A 14,425-nucleotide genomic window follows, 5' to 3' on the forward strand; every position below is an offset into this window, starting at 1 on the left:
CCAATGATGCAAGTTTTACAGTACCCGCGTGCTGATGCCATGGCCCGCGATGGAAACCTCTAACGTATCGCCAGCGTGCATTGGCCCAACGCCTTCTGGCGTACCGGTCAGGATGACGTCACCCGCGTGCAGGGTAAAATACTGGCTCATATGGGCAATCAGCGGCAGGATTTTGTGAATCATATCGGCGGTATTGCCGTGCTGACGAACCTCACCGTTCACGACCAGCTTCAGTTCGGTGTTCTGTGGATCACCTGAAAATTCCGCAGTTGGAATAAAACCCGACAGAGGACAGGCGTTATCAAAGGCTTTCGCTTTTTCCCAGGGCTGCCCGGCTTTTTTTAAGCCCGCCTGGAGATCGCGCAGGGTTAAATCTAGTGCCACACCATAACCGGCAATGGCTTTGGCCACATGCGCGTCTGAAGCCTGTTTCAGGGTGGTGCCAATCAGCACCGCCAGCTCAACCTCATGATGCACTTCACCAAACGCATCAGGAATCGATAAAGGCTGACGCATATCGCATAAGGCCGTTTGCGGTTTAATAAAAATTACCGGTTCGGTCGGTGTCGCACTGCCCATTTCTTTAATGTGCTTCGCATAGTTACTGCCAACACACACCACTTTACCCACGGGATAATCTAACAAAGCGCCTTGCCAGTTACGATGCTGATACATGCTAATCCCCTGCTTATGTTACCGAAATGTCAGCCATATCGGCGGGTTGACGTTACGGACAGACGGCACGCAAAGCCAGCCTGTTCATAACGGTTAAGAGTGGTTAAACCTGACAGATGCGTGAAAATTGTCAACAAGTCAGCCAGGCTATTTGTGCGTCACCGCGAACCGATGACCGATCGGATTGCACGGAAAAAGCAAAAAAACAGCGGTGCTGCACAATTATTATTCACCCCGGCTGGGAATATAAATTGGCCGCCGACCGTCGCGCAAAATTTATATTAAAGGAACAATCCGAGTTAATCTTTTCTGTCGTGTTCGAGATGCGTTTTTAACAAACTTTCGATCGGTGGGGGAATTTGCAAATAATATCCCTGATCGCTTAAACCCTGCTTAACGTTATTGATGTCTGCATTAGCCAGTTTGTCGCGTTGGGCAAGGTTTACCACCATCGCGAGTTGCGGCTTACCAAAGCCTTTGAGCAGGGCGTCAGGAACGCGTGAAAAATCGTCCTTTTTTTCAACGTAGAGATAAGTTCGGTCGCGGACCGGACTTCTGTAGATCACACAAAACATATTTTTTACTCGAATTAACCAGCGCTGAGGCTTGTTTGAATATAGCGGTAACTATAACATGCTTGCAGTACTTCGAATATTCGCCGATCGCGCTTTAACGATGCTTTTATCATCGCTTAGCACAGGGTAGTAAAACAGGACTGAGTCGGGACAGATGCCGCAATCGCCAATCGAATTTAAGGGAAGCAGTTTTACCTTGTCCGTCGTTCATTTGCATCACCATGAGCCAGAGGTGATCCGCAAAGCGCTCCAGGACAAAATTGACCAGGCTCCAGATTTCCTGAAGAACGCACCCGTGGTGCTGAATGTTGCGGCCCTCGATGCCGCGGTGAACTGGAAACAGATGCAGCAGGCCGTGAGCGAAACGGGACTGCGTATCGTCGGGGTCAGTGGATGCAAAGATGATGCGCTGAAAAAAATGATTGCCCGCGTCGGACTTCCGGTGCTGGCTGAAGGCAAAGAGAGCCACAAGCGTGACGCGCAGGAGCCGGAACTCAAGCCCGCTGCAGCCGAACCGCTGGTAGCGAAAACACGCATCGTTAACACGCCGGTGCGCTCTGGCCAGCAAATTTATGCCCGCAATGCGGATTTGATCGTCACCAGCAGCGTGAGCGCCGGTGCGGAACTGGTCGCTGATGGCAATATTCATATCTATGGCATGATGCGTGGCCGTGCTCTGGCAGGTGCCAGCGGTGACAGCGATTGCCAGATTTTTTGCACCAACCTTGCAGCAGAGTTGGTTTCTATCGCCGGGGAGTACTGGATCATGGATCAAATCCCCGAAGCGTTTTTTGCTAAAGCAGCACGCCTCCGTCTTCAGGATGGCGCGCTGACTATACAGACACTTAATTAGGCCCCTTTTCTTTCGTTAAGGAAATCAACATTTATGGCACGCATTATTGTAGTTACATCCGGTAAAGGGGGCGTTGGTAAGACCACGTCAAGCGCGGCCATCGCCACCGGTTTAGCGCAGAAAGGCAAAAAAACGGTTGTCATCGACTTTGATATCGGCCTGCGTAACCTTGATTTAATCATGGGTTGCGAACGCCGGGTTGTTTACGATTTTGTTAATGTCATTCAGGGTGATGCCACGCTGAACCAGGCATTGATTCGTGATAAGCGCACTGAGCAACTTTATATTCTGCCAGCCTCACAAACCCGTGATAAAGACGCCCTGACTCGTGAAGGTGTCGAAAAGGTCCTGAACGATCTTGCAGAGATGGCGTTTGATTTCATCGTCTGTGATTCGCCAGCCGGCATTGAAACCGGGGCATTAATGGCACTGTATTTTGCAGATGAAGCCATTATTACCACGAACCCGGAAGTCTCCTCTGTCCGCGACTCTGACCGTATTCTCGGCATCATCTCTTCAAAATCCCGCCGCGCTGAAACCAGCCAGGAACCGGTTAAGGAGCATCTGCTGCTGACCCGTTATAACCCGGGTCGCGTTAATCGTGGCGATATGCTGAGCATGGAAGATGTGCTGGAAATTCTGCGCATTCCTCTGGTCGGCGTAATCCCGGAAGATCAGTCCGTACTTCGTGCCTCTAACCAGGGCGAGCCGGTGATTCTGGACGGTGAGTCTGATGCTGGTAAAGCCTATGCCGATACCGTTGACCGGTTACTCGGTGAAGTTCGCCCCTTCCGCTTTATTGAAGAAGAGAAGAAGGGTTTCCTGAAACGCCTGTTCGGGGGATAAACCATGGCATTACTTGATTTCTTTTTATCCCGGAAGAAGAACACTGCCAATATAGCCAAGGAAAGGCTACAGATTATTGTGGCAGAACGGAGAAGGGGCGACAGTGAGCCCCATTATCTTCCGCAACTTAAGCGCGACATTCTTGAAGTGATTTGCAGATACGTGAAGATTGATCCGGACATGGTGACGGTTCAACTCGATCAGAAAGGGGATGATATCTCCATTCTTGAACTGAACGTCACGCTACCCGAAACGGAAGACGTGCCTAAATGACGTCAACCGTTTCCTGACTTTCCCCTGCGCAGTTGCAGGGGAAATTTTTTACAGCCCGGCAAGGATGTCGGTAATACCGGGTTTCAGCAACTCGCCACGCCAGCCTGTTAACAGCTCGGGTTCGCGGTTCTGTGGCTTAAGCCCCCAGTGCTGACTTAACACCTGATTGATCTGGCGACGAGACGCCAGCAGTTCCTGACTAAAACCACTCTGCTCACTCACCTGCTGTACCAGCGCTTTGATTGCCTTAAACGCCCGCTTGTAATTCACATGATCCACCAGATTGCTTAACGGCGGCGGTAACGCACTCTCATCCAGCTCAGCGGCTTCTGCCACCTGCGCCAGCATCGCCCTGCCGTGGAAACGAATCTCATGGCCCGATAAGCCCAGATGATCTAACTCACCCTGAGAACCCGGCATAAAACGTGCGACTTTCCACAGGTTCTCTTCACGCACCACAAAATTGACCGCCATGTCTTTTTCACGCGCCACTTTCAGGCGCCATGCCGCCAGGCGTTGCAGCGCCGCCAGCTGGCGCGGACGCAACTGCCAGGCGTTAGTGATATCACGCCACGCATCCTCCGGCGCTAACGTATCCAGCCGACGCTGACACAGGTTTTCGCATTCACTCAGTGCCGCGGCCATATTACCGGCCTGCTCCACCTGCTGTATCAGTTGATGAGCAATCGGCAGCAGGTAATGCACATCCGCCGCCGCATACTGGCACTGCCGTTCCGTGAGCGGACGGGCTAACCAGTCGGTCCGCGCTTCACTCTTATCTAATTCAACCTGCGTAAAGTGCGCCACCATTGAGGCAAATCCCCAGGAAAGCGGCTGACCACTGAAAGCCGCCAGAATCTGTGTATCAATCATCGGCTGTGGCAGGACACCGAAACGGTGCAGGAACACTTCCAGATCTTCCCCGCCCGCATGGAGAAATTTCGTCACGCGGGTGTCCGTTAGCAGTTCAATAAACGGTGACCAGTCACGAACGGGTAACGGATCGATCAACACTAACTGTTCGCCATCAAACAGCTGAATCAGTCCCAGCTGCGGATAGTAAGTACGGGTACGGACAAATTCGGTATCCAGGGCGACGGCCGTATGCTGGCGTGCTTTGTGGCACACCTCGGCCAGGTGATCATCGTTCTCGATCAGGGAATAGTTCACGTTCAGTTTTCACCGCAGCCGACAACGTGCGGTGCTCCATGTTAAAAGCAATAAAAACGCCGGACAGCGCCGGCGTTCAACCTGAATCCTGACGGTGAATCAGCCTGTGCTGGTTTTCACCTCGTCGCGCAGTTCGCGACGCAGAATTTTTCCTACATTGGTTTTTGGCAGTTCATCGCGAAACTCGACGATTTTAGGCACTTTATAGCCCGTGAGCTGGCGACGACAGTGATCCAGCAGTTCTTCTTTGGTCAGCGAGTGATCTTTTTTAACCACGCAGACTTTAACGGCCTCGCCGGACAGCTCGCTGGGCACGCCAATCGCTGCCGCTTCACGCACTTTGGGATGCTGCATCAGGACATCTTCAATCTCATTAGGATAGACGTTAAAGCCCGACACCAGAATCATATCCTTTTTGCGGTCCACGATACGGATAAATCCTTCGGGATCAACGGTAACAATATCCCCGCTATGGAGCCAGCCATTTTTCAGGACTTCTGCTGTGGCCTCCGGGTGCTGCCAGTAGCCGAGCATCACCTGAGGGCCACGGATGCACAGTTCGCCAGGCTCTCCGGTAGGCACTTCGTTCCCACTCTCATCCAGAATAATCACGTCCGTTGAGGGCACAGGTAATCCGATACTGCCCGTGTGACAGCTGATGTCATAGGGGTTTACCGAGACCAGGGGGGAACATTCCGTCAGACCATAGCCTTCCAGCAAATAGTGTCCTGTGAGCTTTTCCCAGCGTTCAGCCACCGCTTTTTGTACTGCCATGCCGCCGCCCGCTGAAAGGCGTAACGTCGAGAAGTCGAGTTTGTTAAAGTTGTCGTCATTAAGCAGCGCATTGAACAGCGTATTCACGCCGGTAATGGCGGTAAACGGATATTTGGCGATCTCTTTAACAAAGCCGGGAATGTCGCGCGGATTGGTGATTAACAGATTCTGGCCGCCTAACTCAACGAACAGCAAGCCGTTAACGGTTAATGCAAAGATGTGGTAGAGCGGTAATGCCGTGACGACGCACTCTTTACCGTCACGTAACAGCTTGCCGTAGGTCGCTTTGGTTTGCTCCAGGTTGGCCTGCATATTGCGGTGGGTAAGCATAGCGCCTTTGGCCACGCCGGTGGTGCCGCCCGTGTATTGCAAAAATGCCAGGTCATCGTTGCTGACTTCCGGACGCTGGTACGCCATTTTTTCACCGGCATCCAGCACATGGCGAAACGATATCGCGCCTGGCAGATGATATTTGGGCACCAGCCGCTTCACATACTTCACCACAAAGTTCACCAGCGTGGCTTTAACCGGCGCAAGCTGGTCGCCCATGCGGGTCAGAACAACGTGTTTCACGGCGGTTTCACTGACGACTTTTTCCAGCGTATGCGCAAAGTTAGAAACAATGACGATTGCACTGGCACCGCTGTCATTGAGTTGATGTTTTAATTCGCGCGGCGTGTAGAGCGGATTAACGTTGACCACCACCATCCCTGCCCGCAGAACACCAAACAGCGCCACCGGATATTGCAGGAGGTTCGGCATCATCAAAGCAACACGATCGCCGGGCTGCAGTTTCAGCGCATGTTGCAAATAGGCGGCGAAGGCCCGGCTTTTCTCGTCCAGTTGGCGATAGGTCATCTTTTGACCCATGTTATAAAAAGCAGGCTGCTCAGCGTAGCGGACAACGGCCTGCTCAAACATATCAACCAGAGAGTGGTAACGATCAGCATTGATTTCGGCAGGTACGTCTGCCGGGTAGCGTTTTAGCCAAACCTTATTCAAGGATTCACCCCGATAATCTTGTTGTGTACTCATCGCCGCCTCGACAATCGTATTTTTAACAATATTTTAACTGATTGTACCAGTTTGCTCTGCTTGTCATGTTGAGGTTGCGAAGTGCATCACTAAATTTCGTGTTAGTTAACAATACAAATAAAAAGCCCGGCTGCGAGCACCGCGACCGGGCTTATTAAAAACGGCTAACGCTTATGGCGTCAGGAAAGTTTCCACCTGGGCAGGCCCGGTGTTATACATGCCCCAGTAAGGATTGTGCCCCCAGTAACCGCCGCGATGACGCGTTGGCCCGTACCAAATCCACGGATCGATCGGCTGTGGTGGCGCAACGATCTGGCGCGTGAGATGCCAGCGCTGGTAGCCCCGCACGTCAATGACCACAAACTGGTAATTTGCCTCGCCAATCTTGCCCTGCTCGGTGCCTTTTAGCGTGCCGAGCACCGTTACGTACTGATCTTTCACATCGGTAGGATCAACAAAGCCCGGAATATCAGCATAGATTCGGCCAAGCGAGCTGGCACCCAACACCGGTCTTGCGCTCTCATCCAGCGGCTGCGTTGCGATTTCCAGCCGGGTTTTGCCGTTGCGGTTGATAACGTTAACCACTTTACCGCCGAAGCGAGATTCCTGACCAACATAGATGGCCGGATCTTTCATTACGCGCAGCAAGTCCTGCTGGGGCATCGGCGAGTTGCCCTTAATATTATCCGGTACGGAAGCACAACCACTTAAAACCAGGGCACAGGCCAACATCAAACCTGCAACACCGCGACGACACATTGACATGGGTATTCTCCTGAACGTTGCTGTTTAGAGTGCCTGGATAACAATAAGTTGCGTCATATTTTACCGTCCGGGCAGTTTTTTCCATGCCACTTCGTTTCTCAGATAAGTGGGCTCGGCATGTTCAGGTTGCACGGTAGCGCCCTGCTGTAATGCGGCGACCGCCAGTAGCAACATATCTTCAGCGGCTGGCAGCGCCACATTGCTGTTGACCAGTTGCAGCGCGTGCCCCTGCTGCAGGTCCGGCCAGGCCTGCCAGCCCGTTCCAGCGGTGTACCATTCCCCTTCCAGCGCCTGCATCCGGGCCAGCGCGGCGGCGGGCGACAGCACGCTCTCCGTCGCTTCCCCCTGCCAGTTGCCCTGTTCATCGCGCTGATATTCGGCCCAGTAGACTTCACCCATACGGGCATCAATCGCGGTTAACACCCGGTTTGCGCCGTGCTGCCGCCAGGCACCCTGTGCCAGCGTGGCCAGGGTGGAGATGCCCGCCATCGGCAAGGCGGCACCTAACGCCAGGCCCTGGGCGATCCCGATACCAATACGGACGCCAGTAAAACTGCCCGGCCCGCGGCCAAATGCCAGCGCGTCGAGTTCGGTCAGTTCAAGCTGCTGAGACTCAAGCAGCTCTGCAATCAGGGGTAAAATGCGTTGCGTGTGATCGCGGGGCGCTATCTCAAAGCGCGCGTCAATCTGTTGCCCGTTGAGCAATGCCGCAGAACAGGCTTCTGTCGCTGTATCCAGCGCTAAAATTCGGACCGACATAACGACCTCTGAAGATTCAAAAACGGCGCGCATCTTAGCACACAATTACTCGCCAGGTTGCTGACGAATAAAGGCAATAGCTTGCGCAATATCACGTGTTCGTGGCGTTGGCGGCAGACTGTTAAGAAACAGCGCGCCATAGGGACGGGAAACCAGCCGCTGGTCGCAAATCACCAGCACGCCACGATCGTCCGTATCACGAATCAAACGGCCAACGCCCTGTTTAAGCGTAATCACCGCGTCGGGCAGTTGCACGTCGCTGAAGGGATCGCCACCCCGAATCCGGCAGTCTTCCATGCGTGCTTTAAGCAGAGGATCTTCCGGCGAGGTAAACGGCAGTTTGTCGATGATCACCAGCGACAACGCATCGCCACGGACATCCACACCTTCCCAAAAGCTGCTGGTGGCTACCAGTAGTGCATTGCCTTTATCAATGAACTGCTTCAGCAGTTGCCCTTTGCTGGTTTCACCCTGCACTAACACCGGCAACGTCATAGAGGCACGGAACTCCGCGGCCAACTCACGCATCATCAGATGCGAGGTACAAAGAAAGAAACAGCGGCCTTTGTTCGCGTCGATCAGCGGCTTCATCATTTTTGCCAACTGACGCGCACCACCCGGACGATTGGGTTCAGGCAGATTGCGCGGCACGCACAGCAAGGCCTGCTGTGAATAGTCAAACGGACTGTTGAGGATCAGATTCTTAGCCTGGCTCACGCCCAGCCGGTCGGCAAAGTGGTCCATCTTTTCATCGACGGCCAGGGTCGCAGACGTGAAAATCCATGCGGCTTTACGGTTATCCATGACTTCGCGGAAGCGTTCGGCCACCGATAACGGCGTCAGCGCCAGCACAAAGTGACGCGATGTGCATTCATACCAGTAACTGAAGCCGGGTTCACTAATGGCGCGTATCCGTTTCAGTCGTGTGCGATAGAGCGCTGCACGTTCAAACGCCGCATCAAGCAGCGCCGAACGCCCTAGCGAGAGCTTGATCACGTCGTAACAAAGCTCCAGCGCATCATCGAGCAGGGTAAACATGCGCATGATGTTGTTATCGCTGAGTAGATCACGCAGGTTACCGCGATAACCCGGCTCGCCCAGCGCCAGACGGAAGTCCTGCGCGCATTGTGCCAGACGGTCGGCTGATTTTTGCAGCTGCTGTACGTCACGGACTTCCGTGCGATAGGCAATAATGATGTCTTTTGCCAGATCGCCTAACTGGCGGCTGGAGAGCTGCTGACCGAAATACTGGCTGGCGATGTCTGGCAGTTGATGGGCTTCATCAAAAATCATCACGTCCGCTTCGGGGATAAGCTCACCAAATCCGCCCTCTTTCACCACCAGATCGGCAAGAAACAGATGATGGTTAACCACCACAACATCGGCGTCCATGGCCTTCTTACGCGCCTTCACCACAAAGCACTCTTTGTACAGCGGGCAGTCGCTGCCCAGACAGTTGTCATTGGTGCTGGTCACCAGCGGCCAAATCGGACTGTCTTCGGTAACGCCGGCACAGGAACTGATGTCCCCATCTGTGGTTTGCGATGACCAGGCGCGCAGCGTCACTAAATCCGTGAGCGCCTGAACGCTCAGATCGCCGCCGGTCGCCGACTGTTGTTCCATGCGCTCAAGGCAAAGGTAGTTAGAGCGACCTTTCAGCAGCGCCGTTTTACCGGTGAACTTCAGCGCGTTGGCAATGGTAGGCAAATCGCGGGCGTAGAGCTGATCCTGCAGGGCTTTTGAGCCAGTGGACACGATCACTTTTATATTGGCGCGTAAAGCCGGAGCCAGGTAGGCATAGGTTTTGCCTGTCCCCGTCCCCGCTTCGACCACCAGCTCGCCGCTATTCTGCACGGCTTCCGCGACGGCCTGCGCCATTTCACGCTGGGCTTCACGCGGTTTAAATCCCGCAATGCCTTTTGCCAGCGCGCCATCAGTTGCAAAATCGTCTGCCACGTACCCTCTCAATAACGGCAAAAAACACTGTATATTATGCCAGCATTCCCTGACTTAAGGAAATCGCTGACGGTGGCGTCTTTATCACCCTGCCGTCCTGTTGCCTGCAGACCCAGGGATGACGCCGTTTTCAGCGCTAATGACTGATGTAAAGCGCGCCGGCAATCAGTAGCACCAGTAACACCGCCAGGGTGATAAACCCCTGTTTGGCCGTGCGTGACATGCCGACAAAGGTCGATATGACGATAAACAGCAGTGTCAGTGCTCCAAACATCACCCAAAACAGATATTGCGTATTCGCCATGCCTTCATCCTGATAGTCCTGAACCGGTAAGCGACGTTTTATACCACTTTTCCGCCCGTGATGCGCGGCTGACGCCCAGCGCGCGCTGCAACGGATGACAATCGCACCGGGATTATGGCAGGCTAGGCGTTCAAAAAAACAGGGAGAAGATGATGAGCATTACGCGCATTGATCCAGAACATCGTATGTCCGAAGCGGTCATTCATAACGACACGATTTATTATACCAGCGTGCCTGAAAACCTGGAGGCGGATGCCGAAGCGCAAACCGCCAATGCGTTGGCGGTGATTGATGCCCTGCTTACGCGGGTGGGCAGTGACAAAAGCAAAATCCTTGATGCCACTATTTTCCTGGTGGATAAAGCTGATTTTGCCGCAATGAACCGCGCCTGGGACGCCTGGGTTTCACCCGATAACGCGCCCGTTCGCTGCACGGTTCAGGCAGGTTTAATGAATCCACAGTATAAAGTCGAAATAAAAATTATCGCTGCACGCTAAACCGCTTGCCGGGCGTCAGCCTTCGTCGTCTTCATCTTCGAAGCGCGCCCGGATCAGTTCACCAGTGTGGCTTTCGCGAATCTCCTGCGCAACCAGGGTAATCGCTTCACCGCTGGACATGCCACCAGCCATTAATTGCTGAATACGTTCAACAGCGCGCTGCTGCTGGTCGTGTGAAAGTGCGGGTAATCCTGTAATCATGTTTTACTCCTGCTATGAGGCTGCCATTATTTCATGGGGAACAAACAGGTGCCAGTCAGGAAAAAATATGTCAGTCTAACGGCCTTACTGATGTCAGATTTCGTGCTCAATGATCGTTCAAACTCATAACCTAAGTTATTCGCCTGACGCCATCACCCACTATTTTTCCCGTATTGCGCATCTGCCGTGGGCGATGCTGTTGTCTTCAGGACAAGCTGACCACAGCGATAATCGTTTTGATATCCTGACCGCCGATCCGCTGACGACGCTGACGACCCGGGGCAGGATAACAGAAATTCAGCAGGGCGATCGCTCCCAACGTAGCCAGGACGATCCCCTGTCCCTGGTACAACAGCAGTGCGACGCGTTGGGCATTGCCCCGCAACGCCATCCGGACTTGCCGTTTTTAGGCGGCGCGCTGGGTCTGTTTGGCTATGATCTGGGCCGGCGTTTTGAGCAGTTGCCGCAGACCGCCCTCGCCGATCTTCACACACCGGATATGGCCATCGGCATTTATAGCTGGGCGCTGATTGCCGACCATCACCGTCATACATTAACGCTGGTTGCCATTGATGATGTTGCGCGACGTCTTCGCTGGCTTGAAGGCTGGCCCGAACGTGAAACCGCGCCTTTCTCTCTGACCAGCAAATGGCAGTCCAACCTTAGCCGGGATGAATACGCGCAACGCTTCCACAAAGTGCAGGCTTATATTCAGGCGGGCGACTGCTATCAGGTTAATCTGGCACAGCGCTTTAAAGCAGGCTATCAGGGCGATGAATGGCGTGCTTTTTGCCTACTGAACCAGACCAACCGCGCGCCGTTCAGCGCCTTCTTACGTCTGCCGGAAAGTGCCATCCTCAGCCTGTCCCCCGAGCGCTTTATGGCGCTGGATCAACACGTCATTACGACCCGGCCGATTAAAGGCACCCGCCCGCGTAACCGCGATCCTGTTGCTGACGCGGCTCAGGCCGAAAGCCTGCGTACCTCGACCAAAGACCGCGCCGAGAACCTGATGATTGTCGATCTGCTGCGTAATGATATTGGTCGGGTCGCCGTTGCGGGTTCCGTCAGCGTCCCGGAACTGTTTGTGGTGGAGCCCTTCCCTGCGGTTCATCATCTGGTCAGCACTATTCGCGCCACGCTGCCTGATCACCTACAGGCCTGCGATCTGTTGCGCGCCTGCTTTCCCGGCGGCTCGATCACCGGCGCGCCTAAAATTCGTGCCATGGAGATTATTGATGAGCTGGAGCCGCAACGCCGCAACGCCTGGTGTGGCAGCATCGGTTACCTGAGTTTATGTGGCCGTATGGATACCAGTATCACTATCCGCACGCTGGTGGCTGAAAATCATCACCTTTACTGCTCTGCCGGCGGCGGGTTAGTGGCGGACAGCGAAGTCGAATCTGAATATCAGGAAACCCTGGATAAAGTCAGTCGTATTTTACCTGCGCTGGAAAAAGGGGCCTGAATGGCATTGACGCTCGCGGATTTCCGCACCCGTTTTTTACTGCAACAGCCCCTGGAGCCTGCACAAGCACTCTCAGGTCGTCATGCTGCGGTGTTAATTCCCATAGTGGCACGCCAGCAGCCGGGTTTGCTGCTCACCCAGCGTTCGCACGGATTACGGAAGCACGCCGGACAGGTGGCCTTTCCCGGCGGCATGCAGGACCCTGAAGATGCCTCTCTGGTTGCCACCGCATTACGCGAAGCGCACGAAGAAGTGGGTATTTCGCCTCTGCAGGTCGATGTCCTGGGCTGTCTGCCGGCTGTCACCAGCAGCACGGGGTTTCAGGTCACGCCGGTGGTGGGCATCATTCCAGACCAGATTGCGCTGCGCATCAATCCGGATGAAGTGTTAAGTGTGTTTGAAATGCCGCTCACGGAAGCTTTACGTCTGAGCCGTTACGCCGAGCTTGATTACTATCGCGCCGGGATTCGTCATCCTGTCTGGTTGTCGCGCTATCAGGATTACCTGGTCTGGGGAATGACAGCAGGGATTATTCGTTCGCTGAGTCAGCAGATTGCATTTTAATTGACGCAGCCTCCATTTTTGCGCCTGTTTACAGGCTTCCGCGCAATATCACACTATAATTTTTTCTCGTGGTGTTAATTAGTTTATTTCATGCGAAAAGCAGCGCGTTTACCCTGCTTAGCCGTTTACTATTAGCGCCATAAACTGCTGCGGCAGTCTGAACGTTTTTTGTGAGGAGTGTCACCCATGATTTCGGTTTTTGACATGTTTAAAGTGGGCATTGGCCCATCCAGTTCTCATACGGTCGGTCCGATGAAAGCGGGTAAACAGTTTGTGGATCTGTTGTCTGAACAGGGCAAACTGCATGAGGTGACACGCATCGCCGTCGATGTCTATGGTTCCCTGTCGCTGACCGGCAAAGGTCACCATACGGATATCGCCATTATTATGGGATTAGCGGGTGAGTCGCCTGACAGCGTCGATATCGATGCTATCCCCGCCTTCATTAAAGATGTGCAACAGCGGGAACGTCTGCTGATCGCGAAAGGTGCCCATGAAGTCGATTTCCCTCGCGAAGGCGGCATGGTGTTTCGCAGCGAGAATCTCTCGCTGCATGAAAACGGCCTGCGTCTGCTGGCGTTTTCCGGCGATCTGCTGGTGCTGTCAAAAACCTATTACTCCGTTGGCGGTGGGTTTATTGTCGATGAGGAGCATTTCGGTCAGTCTGCGCTGGATGAAGTGTCCGTGCCCTGGCCGTTTCATTCTGCTAAAGAATTATTATCCCACTGCCGCGAGACCGGGCTTTCCCTGTCCGGCCTGGTGATGAAAAACGAACTGGCGCTGCATTCGCGTGAAGAGATTAACCAGTATTTCACGACAATTTGGCAAACCATGCAGGCCTGTATCGATCGCGGTCTCAACACCGAAGGCGTCCTGCCTGGCCCGTTGCGCGTTCCACGCCGCGCTGCCTCGCTGCGTCGTTTACTGATCTCCTCCGCCAAGCACTCTAACGATCCCATGGTCGTTATCGACTGGATCAACATGTATGCGCTGGCAGTAAACGAAGAGAATGCTGCCGGTGGGCGCGTCGTTACCGCACCCACTAATGGTGCCTGCGGCATTGTGCCGGCGGTGCTGGCTTACTATGACCACTTCATTGAAACGGTTACACCCGATATCTTTATTCGCTATTTCCTTGCCTCCGGTGCCATTGGTATTCTTTACAAAATGAATGCCTCTATTTCCGGTGCTGAGGTCGGTTGTCAGGGTGAAGTTGGCGTGGCCTGTTCGATGGCGGCGGCAGGTCTGGCAGAACTGTTAGGCGCAAGCCCGGAGCAGGTTTGCGTCGCCGCAGAAATCGGCATGGAGCACAACCTTGGCCTGACTTGCGATCCCGTAGCCGGCCAGGTTCAGGTGCCCTGTATTGAACGTAATGCTATCGCATCAGTGAAAGCCATCAATGCCGCACGCATGGCCCTGCGTCGTACCAGCGAACCGCGCGTTTCACTGGATAAGGTGATAGAAACCATGTACGAGACCGGCAAAGACATGAATGCGAAATATCGCGAGACGTCACGGGGCGGCCTGGCAATAAAAGTTCAGTGTGACTAATCATTTTTGAGATTTAATTCTAATTTTTTTCTTTTTAACCAGTGCATTAGTCAGTCCTGCCTGCTATAAATATTAACGATATTAAAGCGACCTGCGGGTCGCTCTGCTTTTCTTGTAGCCTTTCATTTTACGCTCGGGTCCTAAATTTGCGTTGGGCCG

The 14,425-nt window shown here is 53.8% G+C and carries 16 protein-coding genes; 7 read left to right on the top strand and 9 right to left on the bottom strand.

Features of this window, described 5'->3' with window-relative positions:
• Positions 1 to 15: 15 nt before the first annotated feature.
• Together A6A26_RS17035 and A6A26_RS17040 are read right to left on the bottom strand one after the other, a co-directional pair.
• Positions 16 to 675 carry a fumarylacetoacetate hydrolase family protein gene (locus A6A26_RS17035; protein WP_063879833.1) on the bottom strand — a complete coding sequence of 220 codons (660 nt, stop codon included), beginning with the start codon at positions 673 to 675 and terminating at the stop codon, positions 16 to 18.
• Positions 676 to 974: 299 nt separating this feature from the next.
• Positions 975 to 1,250, bottom strand: coding sequence for a YcgL domain-containing protein (locus tag A6A26_RS17040; protein ID WP_063879834.1), 276 nt, complete (start codon positions 1,248 to 1,250; stop codon positions 975 to 977).
• 154 nt (positions 1,251 to 1,404) lie between these two features.
• Here A6A26_RS17040 and minC point away from each other — a divergent pair, with 154 nt between their 5' ends.
• The 3 genes from minC to minE are packed head-to-tail and all read left to right on the top strand — an operon-like array spanning position 1,405 to position 3,222.
• Positions 1,405 to 2,103: a septum site-determining protein MinC gene (minC, locus tag A6A26_RS17045; protein ID WP_063879835.1), complete on the top strand. Its 699-nt coding sequence runs from the start codon at positions 1,405 to 1,407 to the stop codon at positions 2,101 to 2,103.
• 33 nt (positions 2,104 to 2,136) lie between these two features.
• On the top strand, positions 2,137 to 2,949 hold the full coding sequence (gene minD / locus A6A26_RS17050; RefSeq protein ID WP_063879836.1) for a septum site-determining protein MinD: 813 nt from the start codon (positions 2,137 to 2,139) through the stop codon (positions 2,947 to 2,949).
• Between the two features lie 3 nt (positions 2,950 to 2,952).
• On the top strand, positions 2,953 to 3,222 hold the full coding sequence (gene minE, locus A6A26_RS17055; protein ID WP_063879837.1) for a cell division topological specificity factor MinE: 270 nt from the start codon (positions 2,953 to 2,955) through the stop codon (positions 3,220 to 3,222).
• Positions 3,223 to 3,270: 48 nt separating this feature from the next.
• Here the strand turns inward: minE and rnd are convergent, their stop codons facing one another.
• From rnd to A6A26_RS25775, 6 genes are all read right to left on the bottom strand, one after another.
• Positions 3,271 to 4,392 carry a ribonuclease D gene (gene rnd / locus A6A26_RS17060; protein WP_063879838.1) on the bottom strand — a complete coding sequence of 374 codons (1,122 nt, stop codon included), beginning with the start codon at positions 4,390 to 4,392 and terminating at the stop codon, positions 3,271 to 3,273.
• A 99-nt stretch (positions 4,393 to 4,491) separates the two neighbouring features.
• Positions 4,492 to 6,168, bottom strand: a complete 1,677-nt coding sequence (gene fadD, locus A6A26_RS17065; protein ID WP_128604249.1) for a long-chain-fatty-acid--CoA ligase FadD — start codon at positions 6,166 to 6,168, stop codon at positions 4,492 to 4,494.
• Between the two features lie 204 nt (positions 6,169 to 6,372).
• Positions 6,373 to 6,966, bottom strand: coding sequence for a Slp/YeaY family lipoprotein (locus A6A26_RS17070; protein WP_063879840.1), 594 nt, complete (start codon positions 6,964 to 6,966; stop codon positions 6,373 to 6,375).
• Between the two features lie 60 nt (positions 6,967 to 7,026).
• Positions 7,027 to 7,725: a tRNA (adenosine(37)-N6)-threonylcarbamoyltransferase complex dimerization subunit type 1 TsaB gene (gene tsaB / locus A6A26_RS17075; RefSeq protein WP_063881189.1), complete on the bottom strand. Its 699-nt coding sequence runs from the start codon at positions 7,723 to 7,725 to the stop codon at positions 7,027 to 7,029.
• A gap of 45 nt (positions 7,726 to 7,770) precedes the next feature.
• Entirely contained in the window at positions 7,771 to 9,681 is a 1,911-nt protein-coding gene (locus A6A26_RS17080) for an ATP-dependent DNA helicase (protein WP_063879841.1), read from the bottom strand.
• Between the two features lie 136 nt (positions 9,682 to 9,817).
• Complete coding sequence (locus A6A26_RS25775; protein ID WP_172823901.1) at positions 9,818 to 9,985, bottom strand: hypothetical protein; 168 nt, start codon at positions 9,983 to 9,985, stop codon at positions 9,818 to 9,820.
• Positions 9,986 to 10,137: 152 nt separating this feature from the next.
• Between A6A26_RS25775 and A6A26_RS17085 the strand changes: the two genes are divergently transcribed.
• Positions 10,138 to 10,482 (top strand): RidA family protein, encoded by a 345-nt coding sequence (locus tag A6A26_RS17085; protein WP_063879842.1) that lies wholly within the window; start codon positions 10,138 to 10,140, stop codon positions 10,480 to 10,482.
• A gap of 15 nt (positions 10,483 to 10,497) precedes the next feature.
• Here A6A26_RS17085 and A6A26_RS17090 read toward each other — a convergent pair whose 3' ends face one another.
• Positions 10,498 to 10,683 (bottom strand): YoaH family protein, encoded by a 186-nt coding sequence (locus tag A6A26_RS17090; RefSeq protein ID WP_063879843.1) that lies wholly within the window; start codon positions 10,681 to 10,683, stop codon positions 10,498 to 10,500.
• Positions 10,684 to 10,792: 109 nt separating this feature from the next.
• Here A6A26_RS17090 and pabB point away from each other — a divergent pair, with 109 nt between their 5' ends.
• The 3 genes from pabB (at position 10,793) to A6A26_RS17105 (ending at position 14,266) form a co-directional block, all read left to right on the top strand.
• Positions 10,793 to 12,151 carry an aminodeoxychorismate synthase component 1 gene (pabB, locus tag A6A26_RS17095; protein ID WP_063879844.1) on the top strand — a complete coding sequence of 453 codons (1,359 nt, stop codon included), beginning with the start codon at positions 10,793 to 10,795 and terminating at the stop codon, positions 12,149 to 12,151.
• Complete coding sequence (locus tag A6A26_RS17100) at positions 12,152 to 12,715, top strand: CoA pyrophosphatase (protein WP_063879845.1); 564 nt, start codon at positions 12,152 to 12,154, stop codon at positions 12,713 to 12,715.
• 186 nt (positions 12,716 to 12,901) lie between these two features.
• Entirely contained in the window at positions 12,902 to 14,266 is a 1,365-nt protein-coding gene (locus A6A26_RS17105) for an L-serine ammonia-lyase (RefSeq protein WP_063879846.1), read from the top strand.
• Positions 14,267 to 14,425: the final 159 nt, after the last annotated feature.

It is taken from the genome of Pantoea sp. OXWO6B1 (genome assembly GCF_001641135.1).
Classification (GTDB): domain Bacteria; phylum Pseudomonadota; class Gammaproteobacteria; order Enterobacterales; family Enterobacteriaceae; genus Pantoea; species Pantoea allii.

What these genes read in the sequence shown, in the direction of transcription:
- A6A26_RS17035 (WP_063879833.1), bottom strand. Translation starts at nt 675, where the DNA reads ATGTATCAGCATCGTAACTGGCAAGGCGCTTTGTTAGATTATCCCGTG.
- A6A26_RS17040 (WP_063879834.1), bottom strand. Translation starts at nt 1,250, where the DNA reads ATGTTTTGTGTGATCTACAGAAGTCCGGTCCGCGACCGAACTTATCTC.
- minC (WP_063879835.1), top strand. Translation starts at nt 1,405, where the DNA reads ATGCCGCAATCGCCAATCGAATTTAAGGGAAGCAGTTTTACCTTGTCC.
- minD (WP_063879836.1), top strand. Translation starts at nt 2,137, where the DNA reads ATGGCACGCATTATTGTAGTTACATCCGGTAAAGGGGGCGTTGGTAAG.
- minE (WP_063879837.1), top strand. Translation starts at nt 2,953, where the DNA reads ATGGCATTACTTGATTTCTTTTTATCCCGGAAGAAGAACACTGCCAAT.
- A6A26_RS17070 (WP_063879840.1), bottom strand. Translation starts at nt 6,966, where the DNA reads ATGTCAATGTGTCGTCGCGGTGTTGCAGGTTTGATGTTGGCCTGTGCC.
- tsaB (WP_063881189.1), bottom strand. Translation starts at nt 7,725, where the DNA reads ATGTCGGTCCGAATTTTAGCGCTGGATACAGCGACAGAAGCCTGTTCT.
- A6A26_RS25775 (WP_172823901.1), bottom strand. Translation starts at nt 9,985, where the DNA reads ATGGCGAATACGCAATATCTGTTTTGGGTGATGTTTGGAGCACTGACA.
- A6A26_RS17085 (WP_063879842.1), top strand. Translation starts at nt 10,138, where the DNA reads ATGAGCATTACGCGCATTGATCCAGAACATCGTATGTCCGAAGCGGTC.
- A6A26_RS17090 (WP_063879843.1), bottom strand. Translation starts at nt 10,683, where the DNA reads ATGATTACAGGATTACCCGCACTTTCACACGACCAGCAGCAGCGCGCT.
- pabB (WP_063879844.1), top strand. Translation starts at nt 10,793, where the DNA reads ATGATCGTTCAAACTCATAACCTAAGTTATTCGCCTGACGCCATCACC.
- A6A26_RS17100 (WP_063879845.1), top strand. Translation starts at nt 12,152, where the DNA reads ATGGCATTGACGCTCGCGGATTTCCGCACCCGTTTTTTACTGCAACAG.
- A6A26_RS17105 (WP_063879846.1), top strand. Translation starts at nt 12,902, where the DNA reads ATGATTTCGGTTTTTGACATGTTTAAAGTGGGCATTGGCCCATCCAGT.